General features: G+C 72.1%; 25 protein-coding genes and 2 pseudogenes. 25 read left to right on the forward strand and 2 right to left on the reverse strand.

The window, feature by feature from the left end; all coding sequences use genetic code 11:
* Positions 1–221: 221 nt before the first annotated feature.
* The 4 genes from ACZ55U_RS13425 to ACZ55U_RS13440 are packed head-to-tail and all read left to right on the forward strand — an operon-like array spanning position 222 to position 4,060.
* The gene (locus ACZ55U_RS13425; protein WP_465526007.1) at positions 222–1,694 is read left to right on the forward strand and encodes an SCO6880 family protein; all 1,473 of its coding nucleotides are present in this window, start codon (positions 222–224) and stop codon (positions 1,692–1,694) included.
* Positions 1,695–1,728: 34 nt separating this feature from the next.
* The gene (locus ACZ55U_RS13430) at positions 1,729–2,178 is read left to right on the forward strand and encodes a DUF6238 family protein (protein WP_465525710.1); all 450 of its coding nucleotides are present in this window, start codon (positions 1,729–1,731) and stop codon (positions 2,176–2,178) included.
* A 17-nt stretch (positions 2,179–2,195) separates the two neighbouring features.
* On the forward strand, positions 2,196–3,701 hold the full coding sequence (locus tag ACZ55U_RS13435; RefSeq protein ID WP_465525712.1) for an ATP-binding protein: 1,506 nt from the start codon (positions 2,196–2,198) through the stop codon (positions 3,699–3,701).
* Positions 3,702–3,733: 32 nt separating this feature from the next.
* The gene (locus tag ACZ55U_RS13440) at positions 3,734–4,060 is read left to right on the forward strand and encodes a hypothetical protein (RefSeq protein ID WP_465525714.1); all 327 of its coding nucleotides are present in this window, start codon (positions 3,734–3,736) and stop codon (positions 4,058–4,060) included.
* Between the two features lie 65 nt (positions 4,061–4,125).
* Here ACZ55U_RS13440 and ACZ55U_RS13445 read toward each other — a convergent pair whose 3' ends face one another.
* Positions 4,126–4,263 carry a hypothetical protein gene (locus ACZ55U_RS13445; protein WP_465525716.1) on the reverse strand — a complete coding sequence of 46 codons (138 nt, stop codon included), beginning with the start codon at positions 4,261–4,263 and terminating at the stop codon, positions 4,126–4,128.
* A gap of 354 nt (positions 4,264–4,617) precedes the next feature.
* On the opposite strand from ACZ55U_RS13445, the gene ACZ55U_RS13450 reads away from it, so the two are divergent.
* The 16 genes and pseudogenes from ACZ55U_RS13450 to ACZ55U_RS13525 all read left to right on the forward strand — a co-directional run bounded on the left by ACZ55U_RS13450 (position 4,618) and on the right by ACZ55U_RS13525 (position 17,688).
* Positions 4,618–5,370 (forward strand): hypothetical protein, encoded by a 753-nt coding sequence (locus tag ACZ55U_RS13450; RefSeq protein ID WP_465525718.1) that lies wholly within the window; start codon positions 4,618–4,620, stop codon positions 5,368–5,370.
* A 115-nt stretch (positions 5,371–5,485) separates the two neighbouring features.
* Positions 5,486–5,746 (forward strand): hypothetical protein, encoded by a 261-nt coding sequence (locus tag ACZ55U_RS13455; RefSeq protein ID WP_465525720.1) that lies wholly within the window; start codon positions 5,486–5,488, stop codon positions 5,744–5,746.
* Between the two features lie 52 nt (positions 5,747–5,798).
* Positions 5,799–6,623 (forward strand): hypothetical protein, encoded by an 825-nt coding sequence (locus ACZ55U_RS13460; RefSeq protein WP_465525722.1) that lies wholly within the window; start codon positions 5,799–5,801, stop codon positions 6,621–6,623.
* Between the two features lie 45 nt (positions 6,624–6,668).
* A complete protein-coding gene (locus ACZ55U_RS13465; protein ID WP_465525724.1) occupies positions 6,669–7,166 on the forward strand; it encodes a hypothetical protein in 498 nt (165 codons plus the stop codon).
* Positions 7,167–7,450: 284 nt separating this feature from the next.
* Positions 7,451–8,671: a coiled-coil domain-containing protein gene (locus ACZ55U_RS13470; RefSeq protein ID WP_465525726.1), complete on the forward strand. Its 1,221-nt coding sequence runs from the start codon at positions 7,451–7,453 to the stop codon at positions 8,669–8,671.
* A 105-nt stretch (positions 8,672–8,776) separates the two neighbouring features.
* Positions 8,777–10,568: pseudogene (locus ACZ55U_RS13475) on the forward strand (type IV secretory system conjugative DNA transfer family protein).
* A gap of 96 nt (positions 10,569–10,664) precedes the next feature.
* A complete protein-coding gene (locus ACZ55U_RS13480; protein WP_465525728.1) occupies positions 10,665–10,886 on the forward strand; it encodes a hypothetical protein in 222 nt (73 codons plus the stop codon).
* Complete coding sequence (locus tag ACZ55U_RS13485) at positions 10,886–12,049, forward strand: DnaB-like helicase N-terminal domain-containing protein (protein WP_465525730.1); 1,164 nt, start codon at positions 10,886–10,888, stop codon at positions 12,047–12,049. Before ACZ55U_RS13480 ends, ACZ55U_RS13485 begins: the two co-directional genes overlap by 1 nt.
* A 77-nt stretch (positions 12,050–12,126) precedes the next feature.
* Positions 12,127–12,618, forward strand: coding sequence for a hypothetical protein (locus ACZ55U_RS13490; protein ID WP_465525732.1), 492 nt, complete (start codon positions 12,127–12,129; stop codon positions 12,616–12,618).
* A gap of 32 nt (positions 12,619–12,650) precedes the next feature.
* Complete coding sequence (locus ACZ55U_RS13495; protein WP_465525733.1) at positions 12,651–12,992, forward strand: hypothetical protein; 342 nt, start codon at positions 12,651–12,653, stop codon at positions 12,990–12,992.
* A pseudogene (locus ACZ55U_RS13500) lies at positions 12,989–13,177 on the forward strand (DNA cytosine methyltransferase); the annotation flags it as partial. The gene ACZ55U_RS13495 and the pseudogene ACZ55U_RS13500, both read left to right, overlap by 4 nt.
* The gene (locus ACZ55U_RS13505; protein ID WP_465525735.1) at positions 13,122–13,454 is read left to right on the forward strand and encodes a DNA cytosine methyltransferase; all 333 of its coding nucleotides are present in this window, start codon (positions 13,122–13,124) and stop codon (positions 13,452–13,454) included. The pseudogene ACZ55U_RS13500 and the gene ACZ55U_RS13505, both read left to right, overlap by 56 nt.
* Positions 13,429–14,196 (forward strand): DNA cytosine methyltransferase, encoded by a 768-nt coding sequence (locus ACZ55U_RS13510; RefSeq protein ID WP_465525737.1) that lies wholly within the window; start codon positions 13,429–13,431, stop codon positions 14,194–14,196. Before ACZ55U_RS13505 ends, ACZ55U_RS13510 begins: the two co-directional genes overlap by 26 nt.
* A gap of 156 nt (positions 14,197–14,352) precedes the next feature.
* Positions 14,353–15,561: an MFS transporter gene (locus ACZ55U_RS13515; protein ID WP_465525739.1), complete on the forward strand. Its 1,209-nt coding sequence runs from the start codon at positions 14,353–14,355 to the stop codon at positions 15,559–15,561.
* A 29-nt stretch (positions 15,562–15,590) separates the two neighbouring features.
* The gene (locus ACZ55U_RS13520; protein ID WP_465525741.1) at positions 15,591–16,304 is read left to right on the forward strand and encodes an HAD family hydrolase; all 714 of its coding nucleotides are present in this window, start codon (positions 15,591–15,593) and stop codon (positions 16,302–16,304) included.
* A gap of 127 nt (positions 16,305–16,431) precedes the next feature.
* Positions 16,432–17,688, forward strand: coding sequence for an IS701 family transposase (locus tag ACZ55U_RS13525; RefSeq protein ID WP_465526008.1), 1,257 nt, complete (start codon positions 16,432–16,434; stop codon positions 17,686–17,688).
* 198 nt (positions 17,689–17,886) lie between these two features.
* Here ACZ55U_RS13525 and ACZ55U_RS13530 read toward each other — a convergent pair.
* Positions 17,887–18,716 (reverse strand): IS5 family transposase gene (locus ACZ55U_RS13530; RefSeq protein ID WP_465526010.1). Its coding sequence is split into 2 segments (ribosomal slippage): positions 17,887–18,368 and positions 18,368–18,716, totalling 831 coding nucleotides; the frame shifts between segments, so codons are not numbered across the junction.
* A gap of 1,198 nt (positions 18,717–19,914) precedes the next feature.
* Here ACZ55U_RS13530 and ACZ55U_RS13535 point away from each other — a divergent pair.
* From ACZ55U_RS13535 to ACZ55U_RS13555, 5 genes are read left to right on the forward strand one after another with little or no spacing between them, the layout of a single operon-like run.
* Positions 19,915–20,499 (forward strand): DUF4913 domain-containing protein, encoded by a 585-nt coding sequence (locus tag ACZ55U_RS13535; RefSeq protein ID WP_465525744.1) that lies wholly within the window; start codon positions 19,915–19,917, stop codon positions 20,497–20,499.
* Entirely contained in the window at positions 20,496–21,242 is a 747-nt protein-coding gene (locus ACZ55U_RS13540) for a glycosyl hydrolase (RefSeq protein WP_465525746.1), read from the forward strand. Before ACZ55U_RS13535 ends, ACZ55U_RS13540 begins: the two co-directional genes overlap by 4 nt.
* Positions 21,239–21,730 (forward strand): hypothetical protein, encoded by a 492-nt coding sequence (locus ACZ55U_RS13545; protein WP_465525748.1) that lies wholly within the window; start codon positions 21,239–21,241, stop codon positions 21,728–21,730. Before ACZ55U_RS13540 ends, ACZ55U_RS13545 begins: the two co-directional genes overlap by 4 nt.
* Positions 21,730–22,380, forward strand: a complete 651-nt coding sequence (locus tag ACZ55U_RS13550) for a hypothetical protein (protein WP_465525750.1) — start codon at positions 21,730–21,732, stop codon at positions 22,378–22,380. Before ACZ55U_RS13545 ends, ACZ55U_RS13550 begins: the two co-directional genes overlap by 1 nt.
* Positions 22,377–23,204 carry a winged helix-turn-helix transcriptional regulator gene (locus tag ACZ55U_RS13555; protein ID WP_465525752.1) on the forward strand — a complete coding sequence of 276 codons (828 nt, stop codon included), beginning with the start codon at positions 22,377–22,379 and terminating at the stop codon, positions 23,202–23,204. Before ACZ55U_RS13550 ends, ACZ55U_RS13555 begins: the two co-directional genes overlap by 4 nt.
* The last annotated feature ends 43 nt before the right edge of the window (positions 23,205–23,247 follow it).

The raw sequence follows: 23,247 nt of genomic DNA on the forward strand, positions 1-23,247 counted from the left end.
TGATGTTGGGCCCCCCCACCCCCCCCCCTTCCCCCCCCCCACAAAACCCCCCCCCCCCCCTCCCCCCCCCCCCCCCCCCCCCTTGCTTTCCCCCCCCCCCCCCCCCCCCCCCCCCCCGGGCCCACCATCCGATCCCGAGCTTCCGAAGGAGCCCCGCGATGACGTCCAGAAGAGCGCCGCGCTCCCGCCCGCCGCCCGTACGCGCCTCCCTGGAACCCCCGATGTCCTCCACCCCGAAGTCCGACGCCGCCCCCGCGTCCGTCAAGTTCCCCCACCGCTCCAAGCGCGGCATCCTGCTCGGCCTCAGCGCCCCGCAGCTGGTCGCCTCCGCCACCACCGGCCTGCTGCTGCTCGCCGTCCTCACCACCCGCGGCGTCACCGGCGCCCTCCAGCTCATACCCGTCTGGGCCACGGTCGCCGCCGTCGTGTTCGTCCGCTACCGGGGCCGCACCCTCGCCGACTGGGCGCCGGTCGCCGCCCGCTACGCGCTGCGCCGCCTGCGGGGACAGCTGCTCTGGCTCGCCCGCCCCTCCTCCCGGCCGGTGCGCGAGGGCCTGCTGCACCTGCCCGGCAGCGCCGCCAGCCTGCGCGTGGTCACCGCCCCGGACCGCCGGTACGGCGCCGTCCACAATCCGCACGCCGGCACCCTCACCGCGATCGTCAAGGTCTCCTCCCGCGCCTACGCGCTACTCGACCCCGGCACCCAGAACGCCAACGTCAACGGCTGGGGCCGCGCACTCGCGGCCCTCGCCCGCACCGGCCAGGTCGCCCGCGTCCAGGTCATCGAGCGCACCGTCCCCGACTCCGGCGACGCGCTGCGCCGCTACTGGGAGGAGCACGGCCGCCCCGACGCCCCGCTCGCCAGCGCCCTCTACGGCGAGCTGATCCAGAACGCCGGTCCGGCCGCAGCCCCGCACGAGGCCTACGTCGCCATCGCCCTCGACTTCAAGGGCGCCCGGCGGCTCATCTCCCAGGCCGGCGGCGGCCTCACCGGTGCCTTCGCCGTCCTCGCCCAGCTGACGAGCTCGTTCGAGCAGTCCGCCCGCACCGCCGGCCTCAACCCGACCGGCTGGCTGTCCGCCGCCGAGATCGCCGCCGTCGCCCGCACCGCCTACGACCCCAAGTCCCGTGCCGCCCTGGACCGCTGGTCCGAGGACGGGCGCCCCAGTGCGGCCCCGGCCGCCGCCGGACCGGTGGTCGTGGTGGAGAAGGCCGACCACATCTCGACCGACTCCGCCCACCACGCCACCTACTGGGTGGAGAACTGGCCGCGCACCGAGGTCAACCCCGGTTTCCTGCACCAGGTGCTGTTCGCCTCCGGAGTGCGCCGCACCATCTCCCTCTCGTACGAGCCGCAGGACCTCGACTCGGCGATGCGCGACGTGCGCCGCAAGAAGGCCTCCGTCATCGCCGACTCCGCCGAGCGCGCCCGCAAGGGCCAGGTCTCCAGCGAGGCCGACTCCGTGGAGTACCAGGACATCCAGAACCGCGAGCGCCAGCTGATCGCCGGGCACGCCGACGTCGCCCTCACCGGGCTACTGACCGTCTCGGCCGACACCGAGGACGAACTGCGCTCCGCCTGCGCCGTGGTGGAGACCGCCGCGGTGGGCGCCCAGCTCGATCTGCGTCCGCTCACCTGGCAGCAGGGCGAGGCGTTCACCGCCTCCGCACTGCCGTTCGCCCTCGCCGTCTGACGCCGGTCCTCCCGCCTTCCGAAAGAGCACCCCGATGCCGGCCACCACCCCCCTCGCGCAGGACTTCGTCCCGTACGCGACCGCCGCGATCGACTTTCACCGCGCGCTCAACATCCCGACCGGCCCGCTGGTCGCCTCGCGCGCCGAACTCGACTCCCTGCACGAGCACCTGGTCTCGCTGCACGGCCTGCTCGACGCGCACGCCCAGCGCACCAGCCCGCTGCTGCCCGGGGAGGGCGACCACCTCAAGGCCGCGCGCATCCGCCTGTGGCAGGCCGCCGACCACCTCCACGCCGCTTACCACAGCGCACCTCGGCCCGGCACGGGCGAAGTCCCCGCTCCCGAGGCATGTCGCGCCCGCCGGCCCGAGGGCGCGCCCGAGCTGACCATCTGCCGCCGCCACCAGCAGACCGCCCATCTGGTGCGCCGCCGCGCCACCCCCGCCGAGCTGCACTCCCCGTTCACCGGCCTCGTCCGCCACTGACCCCGGAACCCGTGATCATGTCCAGGAACCGCGCCACCGCCTCCCCGCTCTTCGTCCCGCGCAAGACCACCCGCGCTCAACAGCGCGCCGCCCGCGCCGAGTTCGCCGAGGCCCGCACCAAGGCCCGCTCCGCCCAGGCCCCCGCCCGGCGCCGCGAACACGAGGGCCCCGACCCCGACCTACGCCCCACCTACCCTGCCTCCGGGCGCCCGGGCCCCGCCTCCGCCCGCGGCGGCAAGCTCCGCCTGCCCAAGCACCGCCTGACCACCGCCGTCGCCGGCGGCGCCTACCCCTTCCTCGCCGAGGCCGGCCTCGGCGCCGAGGGCGCCTTCGTCGGCCGCGACCTCCACGCCGAAGGCTCCTTCTGCTACGACCCCTTCACGCTCTACAACTCCGGTCGCATAGAGGGGTTCACGAACCCGAACGCGATCCTGTGCGGCGTCATCGGCATGGGCAAGAGCGCGCTCGCCAAGTCCATCGCCACCCGCTCCGTCGCCCACGGCTACAAGATCTACGTGCCGAGCGATCCGAAGGGCGAGTGGACCGGGCTGGCCCAGGCCCTCGGCGGGCAGACCATCGCCCTCGGCCCCGGCCTCCCCGGGCGGTTGAACCCGCTGGACGCACCACAGCGGCCCGCCGAGGTGAGCGAGGAGGACTGGCGCACCGAGGTCCGCAAGCGCCGCCTGCTCCTGCTGGCGAGCCTCGCGGCCACCGTGCTCAAGCGCGACCTGCTACCGATGGAGCACACCGGCCTCGACGTCGCCCTGGACCTGATCGTCGCGGACGCCGACGCTGCCGGCACGGTGCCGCTGCTCGGCGACATCGCCCACATCCTCGGCCGTCCCGAACGCCTCGACGCCGCCCTCGGCGGCCAGGCCGGAAGCCTCGGCCACGCGACCGACGACCTCGCGCACGCCCTGCGCCGCCTGGTCCACGGCGACCTGAGCGGCATGTTCGACGCCCCGTCCACCGTCACGTTCGACCCGGACGCGCCGATGCTCTCCATCGACCTGTCCCGCCTGGGCAGCAGCGGCGACGACACCGCCCTCGTCCTCGCGATGACCTGCGCGAGCGCCTGGATGGAGGCCGCCCTCGCCGACCCCGCCGGCGGCAGGCGTTGGGTGATCTACGACGAGGCATGGCGGATCATGCGCCACGTCGGCCTCTTGGAGCGCATGCAGCAGCAGTGGAAGCTCTCCCGCGGGCTGGGCATCGCCAATCTGCTGATCCTGCACCGACTGTCCGATCTGCTGTCCGCGGGCGACGCCGGATCACGAGGACGGGTGCTGGCCGAAGGCCTGCTCGCCGACTGCTCGACCCGGATCATCTACCGCCAGGAACCCGACCAGATCCCCGCCGCCATGGCCCTGCTCGGCCTCACCGGCGTCGAAGCCCAGGCCATCGCCGCCCTCACCCGCGGCCGGGGCCTGTGGAAGGTCGCCGCCCTCTCCTTCATCGTCCAGCACCTCCTCCACCCCAGGGAGAAGCAGCTGTACGACACCGACTTCCGCATGGCCGCCTGACCACCTCGGCCCTTCAAGGATCCTGAACTCACGTGCCCAGCAACGACGTCGAGCCCTACCTCGACCACTCCCACCTCACGGCGGCCGACTTCACGGCGTTCGAGCAACTGCTGGCCGCCCAACGCGACCGCCGCCCGTACACCGACTCCGACTGGAACCTCGTACTCAGCTCCAGCACCCGCGGCGGCGACGGACGGTGGTCCACCTACGCCCTGTTCCGCCCCGACGGTGCCTTCGGCAACCCGTCGCCCGACGACGAGACGTACGTGCGGGTGTACTTCGACGAGGACGGCCGGGCCCTGCCCGGCTGGACCGTCAGCCCGCACGCCCCCGGCCGGGACCCTCGCCGAACTCCGTAGCCAGGCCTGGGGCTGGGGACGGCTGCCCTGAAACACCGCTGCCGCCTCGTACACCGCTCTGACCCTCACTGGCCCCGGACGGCGAACGCCTCCTGGCCGTACGGACCGACGAGGTCACCACCGCCCTGGGGCGAGCTGCGCAACGCGGAGGCGTGGGCCGAGTCCTCGCGGATCGCGGACGGCCCGATCACCACGCTGGCCACGCACGTCACGGCCTCCCCGCGCCTGCCCGCGAGGAGCAGGTCAAGGCGGCCGCCGCCCGCTCCGGCCACCCTCCGGGCCAGAGCGCCCCGGTCCCGGTGCCAGCGCCGACTCCGCTCCGGCCGGATGCACGGCACCCGGCCCGGTGACCAGTCGCCCTACCACCGGATTCCGGCCGGGCCAAGCCGCCGGATCCCCGCACCATCTGCACCGCGGCCCGCTACCCGAGGGCAATCGCCGCAGCTCTCCGGCCGGACCGCGCCCCTGCCCCTGAAAGAAGCCTGCTGTGCCTCGTCCGAACAGACAGCGCTCCGCCCACCGCTCCCACCACCCGACCACCGAAGCGGAGCCCCATCGTGCCTGCCGCCGAACCCACCCAGCTGCCCGACGTCGCCATCGGGCACCACCCGAACCACGGCATCGTCGCCTCCCTGCCCACCCACTCCCCGGCCGCCCAGTGGATGCTGGAACGCCTCGACTTCCAGCGCCTCCCCGGCCACCCCACCCTCTACACGCTCACCGACCAGCACCGCGAAGCCCCCGAACGCGCAACGTGGGCCGCCAAGCTCCTCACCGGCGCCGGCTATCGCGTCGACACCGACATGGCCCTGGCCCACGTGAACACCAGCAAGCAGGAACGGACACAGGCGCGGACGGCCACGGTCCAACCGACGCCCAGCCACCAGCCGGACAGCGGTCCGGACGTCGCCATCGCCGAGCACCCGACCCTGGGCATCGTCGCCGCCGTGGGCAGCGACTACCCCTTCAGCCCCGGCATCTTCCTGGAGACCGACGGCTGGCGCCACCACCGGGACTTGGACGTCTACTTCTCGCCGGCCGGAACCCGGGCCGAGTCGCTCGACGTCGTGGCGCACACCGTCACGGGACTACGGCGCGGCAACTTCCAGGTCGCCCTGGAGCCCCGGCTCGCCGCGGACGTCGCCGCTCACCGCGCAGAGGTCCGGCAGACATTCGCCACGCACAAGTTCCGCGTCGACGAGGCGGCGCTCAAGGGTCCCGCCTCCCAGCCTGCTCCTGCCGCCGCGCTCGGCGCCGGCAGGCCACCCTCGGCCGTCGACCCGCGCATCGCCTTCGCCCGCGCGCGGTGACCAACCCGCACCACCGTGCCGCGTTGAGGAAGCCTCCACCTCCGTTGCCGTCGCCCCCTCCGACGACCCCTCGTTCCTCCGCTGCCCGCTCCCGCAGCTCGCCCAAGAGCCGGACGTGGCCTTCGTCGTCCACCCCGAGCTGGGCATCGTCGCCGTCCTCCACGACCACCCGCCACGCGAGCTGGCCGAACTCCTCGCCGCGGCGGGATGGTGCCACCTGACGGAGCTCGACATCTACCGCGCGCCCCCCGACAGTCTCGACGCCATCGCCGAGGCGACCATCCGCCTCCGGCAGGACCGGTACACCGTCGCGGTCGAACCCGCCCTCACGGACACCGTCCTCACCTGCGCCACCACCAGTGACCGCCACCGCTGACCGCCCAACCCCGCGGCCACCACCCAGGGGGCTGCCATCCCAGGAGCACAGCATGCAGCCCGTCGTCCAGTTCTCCGAGGACAACCTCGGCATCACCGCCCGCACCCGTCGACCGCTTCCGGCCGGCCGATTCGCGGCCATCACCGTCCCCCTGGCGAAGCGAGAGGTCGAGTTCACCATCGACTTCGAAACCGGCCAACACATCGAGGCGCGACTCCCGGACGGCAGCTTCCTGGTCGCCGGCCCCACGTTCGACGACACCGACGAGGAGTTCGAGACGACGGGACCGCAGAACGGCTGGTTCGTGGGCTGGCTCGACCCCCGCGTCGGCAAGGTCGAGGTCGAGCCCTTGTACGACAGCCAGTTCGGGGAACCCGACCAGCAGCACGGAACCGATGTCGCGCCGATGCAGGCTGCCATCGACGCACACCTCGACCGCTGCGGTGTTCCGACCGAGCAGGACGTACAGGACCGGTGGAAACGAGCTGAGTCGCTGCTTCACCGAGCCGGATTCGTCCCGGTCACCACCAGCTCTCAGCAGACCCACCACCGGCTTCCCTCCGCCATGGCCGACCCAGCAGAGCGCCGGGCGGTGGTGACACGGGCGATCGACTACCTGCGCGCCGAGGACTTCGCGTACGACTGCCCGGCCGACCTGGTCGACCAGACGGCCGCTCCCGCCGCCCGACGCGTTCCGCACCCGGGCCTCGCCGACCCGGCGGTGAGGGCCACGGGCGTCGCAGACGTCACCGACGCCCGCGTCAGCGCCGCCCTCGCCACCTCTCCGACCGCCGTGCACACCCGTACCGGGCAGCAGGCGCAGGCACCGACCGCGCCCGCGCCGCCGAGCGCCGGTCGCCCGGGCCTGCGCCACTGACTTCCACTGCCCGATGACCACTCCCAATCACCAAGGAACAGATAGATGGCTGTGAAGAAGGTCTGGACGATCACCCACGCGTGCGGGCACGAGGCCGAACGCGACCTCGGCGCCCGCCCGGCCGACCGGCGAGCCAGCTTCGCCGACTGGCTCGCGAAGCAGGACTGCACCGACTGCTGGCGCGCCGCCCAGGACAGCGACGAGACGGGCAAGGCGGAGTGGCTGGAGGCCAAGCGCGCCGCCGAACAGGCCGAGTCGGAAGCCTGGTCCCAGCAGTACCGGATGCCACCGCTGGAGGGCACCGAGCGCGGCATCGCCTGGGGCATCCGGTGCCGCCACCAGGTCCTCGCCGCTGCCTACACGGCCCTCGTCCTCGACGCCGGCATGCCGGAGCCGCAGTGGGAGCAGATCGAGGACCAGGCCCGCACGATCACTCGCGCCGGCTGGTGGATCGACCAGCGCGCCTCCGAGCCCGCCGATCTGCCCGAGCTGCTCGACGCGGCCGTGGACACCGACCGGCCGACCGAGAACCCCTTCGTGTAGGCCCCGGTGCCCTGCCTCCTCGGGCAGGGCACCGGATCAGCCCCTCCTCCTCAGCCGTCCGACTCAAAAGCACCACGACGGCCGCCCCCCCTGTACCACAGCGTCCGGCGCACCGAGGGCACCACCGATCCGCTCACCGCAGCTCGCTGACGCTCGCGGAACACCCGGCCGGGCCTGGCCGACGCCTATCACCGAACTCCAGCCCGGCCAAACCGCCGAAGACGCGGATCCTCGCTCTGCCAGCCCGCCCGCCGGGCTCCACCGCCCGTCCGAGAGGGGACGCCGTGATCGCCCACCTGCAGCGCGCCACCACCACGGCCGCGCTGATCCCCGCCCTCTACGGCCTGGACGACCCGCGCGGCCGACTGCGTCCCCGGCTGATCAGCGCCGACTACCGCGGCGCCGACAAGCAGCTGCAGCTGCCCCTGTTCGGCGACCCGCAAGAGGTCCTCGGCGGCGGCGTGCTGGACGCGCCGGCCCTGCGGATCGGCGCCCGGGCTCCCGAGCTCCCGGTGTGGATGTGCTCGGTGCACTCGGACCCCCGTCACCCGGACCTGAGCGACGCCCAGTGGGCCGACGTCGCCCGGCGCCTGGTCACCGCCACCGGGCTCGCCCCCGCCAGCGACCCGAACGGCTGCCGGTGGGCCGCAATCCGCAACGGCGACCGGTCGGTGCACGTCGTCGCCACCGTCGTGCGCGAGGACGGATACCTCCACGGCACCTACCGGGACCCCTTTCACGTGCAGGCCGAGTGCACCCGCATCGCCGCCGAACTCGGTCACCTCACCCACACCGTCACCACCGCCAAGGACCACCGGATGCCCGTCATTACCGTCAGCGCCGGGCCCAGCGGCAGCGTCGTCGCCACCGGCACCAACGACGACCTGTCAGCCACCCTGCTCCGTCACGCCGGGTTCAGGCAGATCGATGACTGGCACGGCCGCCGCCATCGGCTGCCCACCACCACGCCCAGCCACGAGGCAGCCGCCTGCGCCACCCACGCCGCCGAGATGCTGCGGGCCGCCCGCTACAAGGTCGACCTCGATCCCCGGCTCGACGTCGCACCGCCCGCCACCACGGACAAGCGGATTCTCGATCTCACCGACGCGCTGCAGGGCAGCACGGACTTCGCCGAACTCGCCGGGGTGCTCAATCAGTTGCTGGACCCGGACGACGGGATGCTCGTGCGCCTCCAGGAGGCCCTGGAGACCGCCTCCGAGCAGATCACTGATCTCGAACCCGACCAGGTCGAACTCTCCGACCGGTTCGGCTTCGCGTCCGACCAACTCGTCGAGCTCCAGGCCGACCTGGCCGAGGCCGTGGACGAGGTCCAGCGCGCCGGGTCCCCCGCGCCGGGCGCCACCGACGTCCAGGCCGCCGACGATCTGCGGACCCGCGCAGCCCTCGCCCGCAGCACCAGCCCGGGCGCTCCTGCCGCAGCCGCCCCCACCCGGCTGCCGCCCGTACCGGCCGCATCGGTCGGGCCCGTCGCCCGCACCCGCTGAAACGTTCCGCCAGCCCCGATGCCGAGGAGAGCAGTTCCGTGATCCGCACCAGAGCCGAGCGCGTACCGCCCACCTCCGCTCGCTCGTACCTCCCAGGAACCCCTCTTGCCTGCCCCGCGCACGAGCGCGCCGTCGACCACCTCCGGCACGGACGCGCTGCTCTACCTCATGTTCGGCGTCCTCGGCGCTGCCCTCGCCTTCGGCTCCCTGGCCTGGCTGACCGGCAACCTCACCAACGCCTTTGCCGGCTCCGGCCCCTGGGCACCGTTCAACGCTACCGACGCCCTGCTGCACCCCGACCGGCTGTGGCCCCACCTCGGCCCGGCCCCCGTCCTGGTCGGCGCCCGCATCGTCCCCGGTGCCCTGACCCTCACCGCCACCGTCACCACCCTGGTGCTGTGGCTGCGCCACCGCTCCGGCGCCAGGAGCGGCCTGGCCCGCAAGGCGGACATGGCACCGCTCCTGGACACGGAGATCACCAAGAAGGCCCGCAGCCTGCGCCCGAGCCTGAACGGCCGGGAGTGCAAAAGAGGTAGAGCCGAACGACCGGGGCATCCTGATCGGCACGCTCTCCCCAGGCAAGGCCGAGGTCCGTGCCTCGTGGGAGGACGTGATGGTCGCCATCATGGCGCCGCGCTCCGGTAAGACGAGCGGCATCGCGATACCCGCCATTCTGGCGGCCCCCGGACCGGTGTTGCTGACCTCGAACAAAGCGGCGAACGACGCCTTCACCGCCTGCGCCGACGCCCGCACGAAGGTCGGCAAGGTCTGGACACTCGACCCGCAACAGATCGCGCACCACCCGCGCGAGATGTGGTGGGACATCCTCGCGGACGCCCGTGACCTCGCCGGCGCCAAGCGCCTGGCCGGGCACTTCGTCACCGCCTCCGTCGACGAGTCCAGCGGCTCCGACTTCTGGTCCACCGCGGCGAGCAACACCCTCGGGTCGCTGTTCCTGGCCGCCGCCAGCCACCGCCGCCCGATCACCGACGTGCTGGCCTGGCTCGCCTCGCCCTCCGACCGCACCCCCGTCGACCTGCTCACCGACGCCGGCCACCACGCGGTCGCCGCCCAGCTCCAGGGCACCGTCACCGGGGCCACCGAGACCCGTGACGGGATCTACGAGACGGCGCGGCAGTACGCCAGTTGTCTGCTGGACCCGGAGATCGCCGCCTGGGTCACCCCCACCCCGGATCTGGCGGAGTTCAAGCCGTTCGACTTCGCCTCCTCCCGCGACACGCTCTTCCTGCTCAGCAAGGACGGCGGCGGCTCCGCCAGCGCGATCATCGCCGCTGCGGCCGACGCGGTGATGCGCGCGGCCGTCATCGTCGCCGAACGCAACGGCGGCCGACTCGACCCGCCCGCCCTGTGCGTCCTCGACGAGGCCGCCAACGTCTGCAAGATCAGCGACTTGCCGGACCTCTACTCCCACCTCGGCAGCCGGGGCGTCATCCCGATCACCATCCTGCAGTCCTATCGCCAAGGCCAGCGCTGCTGGGGTGAGGCCGGAATGGACGCGCTGTGGTCCGCGGCCACCGTCAAGGTGATCGGCAGCGGCATCGACGACGCCGACTTCGCGGACAAGCTGTCGCGGCAGATCGGCGAGCACGACGTGCAGACCGTCTCCGTCTCCAACTCCGACAGCGGCAAGTCGACTTCGGTCTCGATGCGCACCGAACGCATCCTGCCGCCCGACGAGATCCGCGCCCTGCCCAAGGGCAAGATCCTGCTCTTCGCCACCGGCATGCGGGTAGCGATGCTCGACCTCAAACCCTGGTACAAGGAGCGCTCGGCCAAGGAGATCGGCCCGGCTTCCTCCCGTGCCACCAAAGCCATCACCGAGCGCGCGCTCGCCAAGGCCGGCCACGGTCGCGACGACTTCACCCTCTCGGCCTGAGCGTCCTCCATGGCACCGGTCGACAACACCCCTCGGCCGGCGCCGCACGTGCTTCCCTTGCTCGCCTAAATTCCCCTTGCCCTTCAGGAGTTCCGCATGTCCGATCCGAACACCGTCAAACGCCCGCGCGCATCGGCCCCGCTGTCTGGGGCGCCGGTGGTCCGGCGCGGGGGCCACTGGTGGCTGGTCACCGGAGTCGGTTCCTTCCTCGTCTCCGACCTGGTGTTCACGGGTGAGCTGGACCGGTTCGCCGCTGCCAGGGCCGCCGCCGACCACGAGGTCGCCCGTCTGCGGGCCGAGGATGACGGGGCAACGTGATGGACCCGCTGCTCACGGGTGAGCAGGCCGTGCTCGGCGCGGTGCTGCTCGATCCGCGCCAGCTCGACCGCCTGGGCTGGCTGGAGCCGCACGACTTCTACCGCCCGGCCCACCAAGCCCTGTTCGGTGCCCTGCGTACCCTCGGCGGTACCGGGCACCCGGCGCTCGCCGCCGAGGGCGCCGTGCCGCTGGCCTGGTTGAACGACAGCCTCGCCGAGGCGGGCCGGCACGTGCGCGGGCTCACTGCCTCCTACCCGCACGCCTTGATCGCGGCCTGTCCGCGGCCGGCCAACGCGCCGGTCTACGGCCGGATGGTGCTCGAAGGCTCCATCCACCGCACCGTCGCCGAGCACGCCTCCCGCCTGCTCGCGGTCGCCGAGGAGGGCACCCGGCAGCACGAGGCCGACGACACGGTCGCCCAAGCCGACATCCTGGTGGGCGTCCTGGCCGACGTCGCCCGGCGCTGGGGAACCCCGCCGAGGCCGCAGGCCCCCGCTCTGCCGCTGGTCGTCGCCGCCGCCGCACCCGTGGCGAGCCAGATCGAGGACGAGCGGTTCCTGCTCGCGCTGCTCGTCCACCAGGACGGCGCGATCGACGAGGTGTTCGGCTGGCTTCGGCCCGGCGACTTCGCCGACCCGGGCCACAGCCACCTCTACCGCTGCCTCGGGGCGCTCCACCACCGGGGAGAGCCGATCGATCCGGTCACCGCACTGTGGGAAGTGCAGCGGCGGGGCCTGCTCGCCGACGGCACCCTCACCGACGAACGCCTCTCCGCCCTGCTCGGCAACGGCGCGGTCGGCTCGGCCGAGTGGCTCGGCGAGCAGCTCCTGCGCGGCTCCCTCAACCGCACCGCGGCCGTCGCGGCCCGGCAGATCGCCGCGCAGGCCAACGGCGACCGGCTCGCCCCCGGTCAGCTCATCGGCCAGGCCCTGTATGCGCTCGGCCCGGTCGACCAGGTTCGGGAGCGCTGGCGCGCAGCCACCTCCCCGCCCGAGCCGCAACCACGGCCGCGCGCCGACCAGGCCTCCCGCGTCAGCGCCGCGCTCGCCCGCAGCCCCGCCCGAGTCGCCGACCGCACCATGCCCGGCCCCGCCTCCGCCCGCACCCCACCCGCGGTCACCGACCCCGCCGTCCACACCCGCCCCCACCGGAGCCCCTCGTGAACACACCCGTTAGCGAATCCGTGGCCCTGCAGTCCCTCGCCCTTCGCCTCGAAGCTCAGGAGGCGAAGCTGCCTGCCGTGACCAGCCCGCCGACCCGGCTCTCCGAAGCCTCCTCCGTCGGCCGGCAGATCACCGACCTCGGCCACCTGATCGCTGAGATCGGACAGGCCATCGAAGCCCGGGTGGCCGTAGAGCCCGTCCCCGAGCACGTCCTGCGCACGGCCTGGACCTACGGCGAGGTCGCCGACCGGATGGGCCAGACCGTCTCCGCCCTGGGCGCGGCCACCGACCAGCTGGCGCACCTCGATCCCCTGCGCGGTCGGCGCGACGTCGACCAGGCCCTGGCAACCGCCGGCCAGGTCATCGAGGAAGCGGTCTCGACCGCTCACAGCGAGTTGGCGGAGGCCCGGCGGTCCATCCGGACGACGGTCTCGATCATTGATGGACAGCAGGCGCGGGTCGAAGCCGCCCAGGCCCGCTCAACCGCCGCCCTCCCCGGGTCCGCGCCGTTCACGCAGGCTGCCGCCGAGGCCCCGCGCGTCTCCCTGTCCCTTGTGCGCTCGCGCTGAACCGTCCCGACACCCGCTGTCAGGAACCACCCGTGAACGCACCCGTCAACGAGCCGCTCGCCCTCCGCACCCGGGCGAGTGCCCTCCAGCAGCAGGAAGCGCTGCTGCCTTCCATCACCGGCCCCGCCGACGTACCCGACGCCGCGCAGGTCGGCCGGCAGATTGCCGCGCTCGGCACACACATCCGAGAACTGGAGGACGAGCTCTCCGCCCGGGCCGCCGAAGAGGCCGCGCACGGCGATTCGATCCGCACCGCCATGGCGCACCTGCTGAGCCGATCGGCCACCACCGCCCCGCCTGCTCCGACGGCCCCGGGCGCCCCGGCGCCAACGCCAACTGCGCCTGCTGCTCCCGCCGTCCGGAGCCGACAGTGACGCCGACTCTCCTGGTCGCCGGCCACGGCCCGCTGGTCGGGAGCCTGTGCTCCGGGTACGGCGGTCTCGACCTCGGGGTCCTGGCCGCGCTCGGCGGCCGGGTCGCCTGGCACGCCGAAGTCGATCCGGGTGCCTCCCGGATCCTGGCCCGCCACTGGCCGCACGTGCCGAACCTGGGCGACATCACCAAGATCGACTGGTCCCGCATACCGCGGGTGTGCGTCCTCACGGCCGGATTCCCCTGTCAAAGACGTCTCGGTCGCCGGCCGCCGCGCCGGTCTCAACTCCGATACCCGATCGGGCCTTTGGCTGCACGTGGCACGCGCGGTCGAAGCCCTCCGCCCACATCTCCTGGTAGTCGAGAATGTACGAGGACTCCTCACCTCCCCCGCCGCCGTCGCCTCCGATGGCGACGGTGGAACAGTGTCCGTGGTGCATGGGAGACGACCCAACCCATCCTGATCTGCGGGCACTTGGCGCTGTACTCGGCGCCCTGGCCGAGCTCCGGTACGACGCGCGATGGCTCGTGCTTCGCGCATCCGACGTCGGCGCGCCCCACCACCGGGCCAGGGTCTTCCTCACCGCCTGGCCCACCGACGGCGGCGCTACTCAAAACTCCCACGTCCAACATCGCGACGAACGGCGGCTCGCAACATCCGGAGAAGAGGAAGCGCGGGGGCCATGGGCCGAATTTGGCGGACGAGGTGGAGTGGCTGCTACCCACGCCGAAGGCGTCGGACGGGATCAAGGGCTCGCCGAACCAGCGGCACGGCAGCGGGGACCTGACCCTGCCCTCGGCAGCGGCCTCGCTCCGGCCCTCCTCACCCCGGAACCCAGCCTCGCGTTCCCGCAGGCGGCCGGCTCCGCCCGCGCCGGAAGCGATGGCACTGCCGCTGCGGGCGGAGGACACGCCGCAGTCCGACTCGACCCCGGACGATGGGGACCGTACGCCACCGCCGTCGCCCGATGGGAGACGCTCACGCACCCGGCACCGCCGGCCACCGACGAGGGCGGCAAGCTCCGGGCCGAGTTCGTCGAGTGGATGCAAGGGCTCGCGCCGGGCTGGGTGACCGCCACCCCGGGCCTGGGCCGACCGGCCCAGCTCACCGCCCTCGGCAACGGCGTCGTCCCCCAACAGGCTCGCCAGGCATTGGAGTTGTTGGCACCTCCCTTCCCTCCGTGCCCGCGCTGTCGTACCCGATGAGGAGCTTCTACCCCTTCTTCCCGGCCGTACCAAATCCCGGAATCCGCGGACCCTTCTCCCTGCAGCCGCACCGAGCCGAGGGGGCTGTCATGCCTACGCATGCCTCGGTCCGGCGCGCCCGCGCGCCGCCGGCCGTACGACCGAAGGACCTTCTCCTTGAGCACCACCACCGCCTGCGGCCCAGCCCAGGACAGCAGCTACCGCGCCGTCCTGGGCTCGCCGCACGTCGCCCGCCTGCTGGGCGGCACCCTGATCGGCCGCCTGCCCACCGGCATGGCGCCGATCGCGATCCTTCTGCTGGTGCGCGCCGAGCACGGCCCGCTCGCCCTGGCCGGCGCCCTCGGAGCCCTGTACGGCCTCGCCTCCGCGCTCGGGCAGCCGCTGCTCGGGCGCCTGGTCGACCGCCACGGCCAGACCCGGGTCATCGTCGCCGCCACGGCCACGGCGAACACGGCGTTCCTGCTGCTGCCGTGCACCGGTCCGGCGCGCCACCCGGTGCTCGCGGCCTTCACCGTCCTGTTGGCGGGGCTGGCGACGCCGCCGCTGGAAGCTGGCCTTCGGGCGCTGTGGCCGGTGCTGCTGCCCGACGCCGGGCGCCAGCGCACCGCGCTCTCACTGGACAGCAGCACCCAGGGCCTGGTGTTCGTCGCGGGTCCGCTGCTGGCCACCGGCTTCGCGGCCGGCGCCGGAGCGGCCACCGCGCTGGTGGCGACCGCGGCGCTCGGCCTGCTCGGCCCCGGGCTGGTCGTCACCGCCCGCCCCTCCCGCGCCTGGACCCCGGCCGAGTTCACCGAAGCGGTGCACTGGACGGGGCCGCTGCGGGTGCCGGGCCTTCGGGTGCTGTTCGCCGCGCTGATCGGCACCGGTGTCGCGCTCGGCGCCGTCAACGTCCTGGCGCTGTCCGCCGCCGAGCGCTACCACGCCGGCTGGCTGGCCGGGGTGATGCCGGCCGCGCTCTCCATCGGCAGCATGCTCGGCGGACTCGCCTACGGCCGACACGCCTGGCCCGGTGTCCCCGCCAAGCACCTGGTCGCCGCATCCATCGGCTTCGCCGCCGGATGGTTGCCGCTGCTGCCCGACCCCGCGCCCGCCGTCGCCGTCCTGGGCGCCGTGCTGCCCGGCACCTTCCTCGCACCGCTGCTTACCGCGAGCTTCCTGACCGTCGACCGTCTCGCTCCCGAAGGCGAAGCGACGGAAGCGTTCGCCTGGCTGATCGCCTGCATTGGCGTCGGCCAGGCCGTCGGCACCGCCCTCGCCTCCCTCGCCGCCGCCATCGGCCCGCAGTTGCTCGCGCTCGTCCCGCTCGCCGGGGCCGCCTTCGCGCTGTGGCTGCTGCACCGCTTCAACGACCGCCTCTCCACCTGAGCACCACGCTCGCTCTGAAGGAAAACGCCGTGAACACCACCCTCTTCACCGTCGCAACTCCCGCCAACCGCATGCACGTTGTCTGGGACTGGAACGGGACGGTCAAGGACGACCTCGACGACCACGTCGCCGCGCTGAACGCGACCCTGCCCGCCCTCGGCGGCGCTCCGGTAGACCGGGAGACCTACCGGGCCAAGCACACCGTCCCGATCCCCAACTTCTACGCCCGCCTGCTCGGCCGCACGATCACCGAGCAGGAGTGGATCTCCAGCGACAACGCCTTCCTGGCCCACCTGCGCGCCCAGCCGGTGCGCGTGCGCGACGGTGTCGTCGAGCTGATGACCGGCCTGCGCGAGGCCGGCCACACCCAGTCACTGCTGTCGCTGTGCCCGCACGACACCCTGGTCCGCGAAGTAGAGCAGGCCGGCATCGGGCACTTCTTCACCCGGTACGAGGGCCGCACCGGCCCCTCCGGCGGCACCAAGGCCGCCCCGCTCGCCGCCCACCTCGCCGCCCTCGGCCTCACCGACCGGGCGCACCGGGTACTGCTCGTCGGCGATGCCGTTGACGACGCGGACGCCGCCCACGCCAACGGCGCGTACGCGGTGCTGCACACCGGCGGCCTTCACCACCCCGCCAAGCTCGCCGCCTCCAGCCACCCGCTCACCGACACCCTCGCCGACGCCGTCGCTCTCGGCCTGCGCCTCGCCCAGGGCCGAAGCACTCAGCTGGCCTGCTCCTAGTACTCCAGCAGCGCTTCTCCATTTCTGCTGGTCAACGGCTTTGGAGTGGGGAGTGTAGTGGCGTGGAGGCGGGTGGGGGACGGTCTTTGCCGGACCGTCCCACCATCGGGTGACCGCGCCGCATGTGATGTGGGTGCTCGGGCAGTACGCCGATGTGATCGACGATGCACCAACGAACGTGTGGGATCAGGAGCTTGGGGATCTGCTCCTGCGGATCGGGGCCCGCTTCACGCGCGTGGAGCCCCGGCGTCGTGTGCGGGACTACGTCCGTGGGCTGCTCGGCCAGGTCGGCCGCAAGAACGGCTGGCAGCTCGCCGAATACGCCGGCCATGCCACCCCTGACGGCCTTCAACGGCTGCTCTCCCGCTGCCGCTGGGACGCGGACGAGATCCGCGACGACCTGCAGGCCTACGTCGCCGAACACCTCGGCACCGACGACGGCGTGCTGATCATCGACGACACCGGCTTCGTCAAGAAGGGCACCACCTCCGCCGGGGTCCAGCGCCAGTACTCCGGCACCGCCGGCCGCACCGAGAATTGCCAGATCGGCGTCTTCGCCGCCTACGCCACCCACCGCGGCCATGCCCTGGTCGACCGGGAGCTCTACCTGCCCAAGTCCTGGACCGATGACCGTGACCGCTGCCGATCCGCCCGGATCCCCGACGAGCGCGTGTTCGCCACGAAGGGCGAACTCGCCCGCACCGTGATCGCGCGGGCCCTGGCCTCGCCCCTGCCCATCGCCTGGGTCACCGCCGATTCCGCCTACGGGCAGGACTCCCACTTCCGCCGTTTCCTCGAAGATGCGCAACTGTCCTACGTCGTGGCGGTGCCCAAGTCCCAGCAGGTCCACGGTCCGCGGATCGACCACCTCATCAAGCAAGCCCCGCCCGAGGCCTGGCAGCGGCTCTCCGCCGGCAGCGGTGCGAAGGGCGAGCGGTTCTACGACTGGGCTGCCGCCCGCCTGCCCGCCGTGTGGGAGTTCGACGGCGACGAGCCCACCCGGCAGCGCTGGATGCTGGCCCGCCGCAGCATCGCCAGACCCGATGAGCTCGCCTACTACCTCGCCTGCGCGCCCCTGAACGCCACCACCGCCGACCTCGTCCGTGTCGCCGGCTGCCGCTGGAAGATCGAGGAGTGCTTCCAGAGCGCGAAGAACGAATGCGGCCTGGACCAGTACGAGGTTCGCCGGTACGTGGGCTGGTACCGGCACATCACCCTCGCCATGCTCGCCCACGCCTTCCTGGCCGTGATGGCCGGCCAGGAACGCGAAAAGGGGGCACTGCCCGGGACACGCCCGACCTCGTGGACCTCACACCGGCCGAGATTCGCCGTCTTCTGGCAACTGGACCCCACCACCGCATTCCCGGCCACGGCCACGCACTGAGCTGGTCCCGGTGGCGCCGACGACACCAGGCACGCGCCCGCCACTGCCACTACATGCGGCGCGGTCACCCGATGGTGGGACGGTCCGGCAAAGACCGTCCCCCACCCGCCTCCACGCCACTACACTCCCCACTCCCAAGTCGTTGACCAGCAGAAATGGAGAAGCGCTGCTGGAGTACTAGGCCGTGTCGTCAAAGGGTCAGACCCACATGAGGAGTGAGGCGAGGGTGGCGGCGGCTTTGTAGGACACGACGGTCTTGTCATACCTGGTGGCGAGGCCGCGCCACTGCTTCAAGCGGTTGAAGCAGCGTTCGACGACGTTGCGGTGCTTGTAGAGCTGGCGATTGAACGCCACGGGGCGACCGCCGTGGCTGCCGCGCCGCAGCCGGTTGGCGATCTGGTCGGCCCGCTCGGGGATGGTGTGGCTGATGCCGCGCTGCCGCAGCCAGGCTCGGATCGCCTTCGAGCTGTAGCCCTTGTCCCCGAGGACGTGATCGGGACGGGTCCGGGGCCGTCCTTGTCCGATCCGGGGCACTCGTATGGCGTCCATGACGGTGGTGAACTGGGTGCAGTCGTTGGTGTTCCCGCCGGTCAGGACCAGGGCGAGGGGGCGACCGAGTCCATCGACGGCCAGATGGAGTTTGCTGGTCAGCCCGCCCCGGGACCGGCCGAGCGCCTGGTTTTGGGTCCCCCTTTTCCTGCCCCGGCGGCGTGCTGGTGGGCCCGTACGACGGTGGAGTCGACCGACACGAGCCAGTCGATGTCGCCGGCCGCGTCCGCCTCCGCCTGCGCGGCCCGCAGCATCCGGTCGAAGGTGCCGTCCTCGGCCCACCGCCGGAAGCGGGTGTGCAGGGTGGCCCAGGAGCCGTACCGGGGCGGTACGTCCCGCCAGGCCACCCCGGTCCGGAACTTCCACACGATCCCGTTAAGCACCGTCCGGTCGTCCAGACGCGGGCGACCGGTGCCGGGCCTGGGCAGCAACGGCTCCACCAGGAGCCACTCGGCATCGGAGAGTTCATGGCGACGTATCACCGCACCATGATCCACTAGCCAAGATCACTTTGACGACACTGCCTAGGAGCGGTTCAGGGTTCAGATATCCGCGAAACCGTCGAACGGTGCTTCCAAAGGCCCAACACACCTGGCCGGAGCCTGGCAATCCGGTGCGACAAGAGACCGGAAGGCTACGCGCCAGCCTGCAACTTCGCGGATCGATCAATTGGTTGGAGCTCCTCACCTCAACCACACGATCCGAACTTCGGTGTAGCTACAAGAACCTGTGAGGAGCTGCAGAAAGATGGCGGAAGCTGAAGCTATAGTGGTGTTGCTTGCTAGCAAGCAACAGTTGATTGCCAGCAAGCAACTAGGTTCCACATTTACTGTGGAATAAAATATTGGTGATGCTAGCAGCTAGGTTCGATCTGCCTAGTTGCGTGTCCAGAACTCTCGAACAAGAGAGCCCGAGCTGACTGCAACCAGGCTCGGGCCCCGTAGAGAGATCGAGTGGGTCCGGCCGACTTGCTACCGGCCGGGCTTACTTATTTGCCCGGCTGTCCGTCCGGCACTCGTGCTCGATCAGAGGTGCGGTTTCAGCGCACCAATTGCTCTACGCATCCTGCCACTGCGGCCACCGCCGTTAGTGCCGCCAGAGTGATCTCGCGCCAGCTGATGCGCGAGGACGTCTGACCCTTGGTGCGTGGCCGCTGCTTTCCCATCGTGCTCTCCTCCTGTCGTCGCAGTTGCTGCGCTTGGCAGCCCTCGATCCATATCGAGGCGTATCAGGGGCGACAGGACTTGATCGGCAGTCAGCATACCCGCTCTAAGGGTTGACTCATGCATTTCCTAGTGTTCTCAAATGCGAACAGACGGACTCCCATTCGAGAAGCCGATTCGCCCCAGGGTTGGCCAGCGGGCTCGTGACTGGGGGATTCTGACATGTAGGTCACTCCCATCTGGGAAGTGGCCTCTCGCGTGCAGTCGGGCCGCACGAGGTCTGCCAGGGGCGATCAGCAAACGGGCTGCTCACCGGGGTGGGCAGATGCCCAGCCGCTGACCAGCCTGGTGCTTGATCAGAACCTTCAACAGCCCCTACCAGCAGTCGGCGGCTGAGCCAAGCCGCCGATCCCGCGGACCATCTCCCTCGACAACCGCACAGGAGCCCTGCCGTGACCCGAAGAAGACCGTCCACCCTTGTTCGCCCCGCCCGTCCAAACCCCTGGATATGCCCATGTCCGACCCGATGCCGGGCACCCCCGAGCCCGAGCCGATCCGCATCCCCGACGAGGACCTCGACGACCTCGTCAGCGCCCTGAACCGCACCATGGCCGAGGTCCGCCAGCACGGCGTCATCCTCGACCGTCTCGGCTCCGAATCCGACGACGAGACGGGGTCCGGCTCCATCGAGCCGGACCCCGGCAGCGAGGACGCGCCCGAGGCCGCTCCGCCGCTGTTCATCCTCGCGATGGGCGGCGCACAGTACGCCGCCGAGTTGGCCGAGCTCTCGTTCTGGGTCACCCACATCCTGCTGCCCGTCTACGGCCGGGAGATCGGCTCCACCCGCCCGTGGTGCGCGAAGTGGCCCGAGCACCCCGAAGCCGTCGCCCGCCTCCACGCGCTGTGGCTGGCCTGGCAGCAGCTGACCGCCGCCGAGGCCGGCCAGGGCGGCCCTTCGACGTGGCATCGCGACCACCTCGACCACTCCATCGCCCAACTCCGCTCTCCGGACGGTCCGTTCGCCGCGTGCACCACGAGCCCCTCCCGGCCGGCCCACCGCGTCCTGTCGACCCCCGACCAGCTGGGACTCGCCGCATGAAGGACGCCGACTTCCGGCTCGACGACCTCGAACCCTCCGACGAGCACACCGCCGAACTGTACGACTCCACTTGGGTTAGCGACTTCAAGACGATCTCCCAGCACGATGTGGGCGACCGCAGTTTCATCATCGGCTTCGATGCCTCGGCCACCTGGGGCTACCCCAACATGCCCAACATCGCCTCCTTCGATCTCGTGCGCGACAGCAGCCAGGCGACCTTCAGCATGCACAGGTCCAAGCACGCCACCTTCGCGTTCGCGCAGAACTGGCTCATCAACCGCGGCTGCCCTCCGGACGCGCTCGCGCCGACCATCGACGTCCCCAAGCCCGCCGACGAACTGACCGTCCAGGTCGAGAACCGCATACGGCGCTCGGGCGAGGGCCTTGCGGTCGTCGACTACCAGGTCATCGACGGGTCCGACGTCGAGGGCTGGAGCATCGCCGTCGACCGCCAGGACAAGCAGCTGCCCGTCCGGCTGTTCCTGGAAACGCTCCAGCCCGACCAGTACACGTACACGGTGCGCGAGGGGGCGTTCGCCAACCATGCCGCCGCCGAGAACTGGCTGGAGCAGCGTTCCACTCCGCTGCCCGACGCGCCGGAGTACCGCCTCGATGCGGCGGCCCTGCGTACCCGCGCCGCCCTCGCCCGCAGCACCACCGCCCCGGCCGCCGTCACCGCCGCCAACGTTCTGGCCGCCGCGCCCGCAGCTGTCGCGCGGCCCGATCGGGGGCGGTCGCTGTGAGCCACGCGAAGTTCGGCTTCTCCGCCCACCCCGACGCGATCGCCGACCTGCGCCAACTCCCCGACGCCATCCGCGACCAGGCCCTGCTGCACCTGCAGGACCTCGTGCACGGCGAGCGCGTCGCCAAGCGCCTCGACGGCCGGCTGGAGGGCTGCCACAAGGTCTACCTCGGCGTCGGCGACCAGTTCGCCAGCCACCGCCTGGTCGTGCAGTTCCGCGACGCCCCGCCGGCCTCAAGGCACGCACGCGAGGTCCATCTCGTCGCCGCCGGCCCGCGGCTGGACTACGCGGTCTACCGCTCTGCCCAGAACCGCCTGGGCCGCACCGGGCTCAACCACCCCGCCGGTCTCAGCCCCGCTGAGGAGGCCCGGGTGCGCGCCGCCCGCGCCCGCTCCACGCGCCCGGCACCCGCGACTGCCCCCGGCACCGCGTACACCACAGCCTCTCCCGGCTACGCCCCCAACTCCGCTGCCCGAAAGGCCCGATGATGACCACCGCACCCACCCACGCCGAACTCGCCACCTGGCTCGTCGAGGCCGCCGAAGCCGTCTCCGGCATCGTCACCACCCAACACTCCACCCCACTCTCCCGCTCCTACCTCCACCCCGTCCTCGGCCCGCTCGCCGCCGGGCCCGAGGTACTCACGGACCTGGCGAACCATATGGAGGACCTGCTCGACGAGGAGCTGCCGACCACCCCGGCCACCCTGTTCACCCTGGCCTCCTACGCCTCCGCCCTGGGCTGGCTCACCGAGTCGCTCTCCGAACTGACACAGACCGTCGACGCCCTGGCCACCATGGCAGGCCTTCCGCCGCGCCCCGGTGCCGCGCCCACCGTCCCCGGGGAGCTGGAGGGCTTCGACCTCTCCGGCTACACCCCGCGCGACCAGGAGACGGTCACCACCCTGGCGGCCGAAGCCGCGCTCCCGCCCGGCCTCTACCTCCAGGTCCTGGGACGATCCCTGCTCGCCGCCTCGGACTTCACCGACGCCTGCATGGAGATCGTCGGCGCCCTGACCGAGGACGCCCACGACCTCCTCAAGGAGTCGGTCAGCTTCATACGCCTGGGCGGCAACGGCCCCGACAGCCTGCCCACCCTCGTCCGCTCCCTCATCGCCCGGATGGAGACGACCGAGTGAACCCGCACGACCAGCTGGCGAAGCCGACCCCTGCCATGACCACCGCCGACGCGGCACGCGTGGAGAACGTCCTGCGCCAGCTGGCCCCGAAGTGGACCACGCACTTCGTCCACACGATCGCCAAGTACGGCCCGGAGATGCGCGTGCGCGACGTCGCCCACCACCATCCGGCGATCAACCAGCCATACGTGAGCAAGCGCCTCGCCGCCATGGCGGACGCCGGGCTGGTGAACCGCGACGCCACCTTCGACCGCTGGGCGCCGTACCGGCTCAGCGCCGGCGCGCGAACGCTCGGCCCCCTCTACCGCGCGGTAGCCCAGTGGTCCTCCGAGCACCTCGACCGCCCACCGCAGGACCGGTCCGACCGGATCGAGGACGCCCTGCGCCGTCTGCACCTGATGGACACCACCGAGGTGGTCCGGCTGCTCACGGAACACGGGAGCATGCGGGTGGGCCACCTCGGGGAGCGCGTCGGCGTCTCCGAGCAGCTCATCGCCACCCGGCTCAACCGCATGCAGGCCGACGGCCTGGTCGCCCGCACCGGCTCCCGGCACGGCGCCCCCTACATCCTGACCGACGCCGGGCGCGCCCTCGCCCCCGTGTACGCCGCCGTACAGCAGTGGGACAACCGGCACTCGGCCGCCCCGGCCGTTCGGGTGCCGGCCGCCACCCGCACCCTCGTCACCGGAGCGGACACCGTGCGAACCGCGGCGGCACTGCGGCGAAGCCCCGCCCCCACGGGCCTGTTCAGCCATGCCCCGGCCCCGCAGCCGCGTGTCCCCGCAGCGGTGACGGCGGCCTCCCGCCCTTCCCGCGGGCGGTGATCACCACGAACAGCCAGCCCAGAACCCCTCCCCCTCTCCGGCT

Source organism: Kitasatospora sp. NPDC034533, assembly GCF_055575155.1.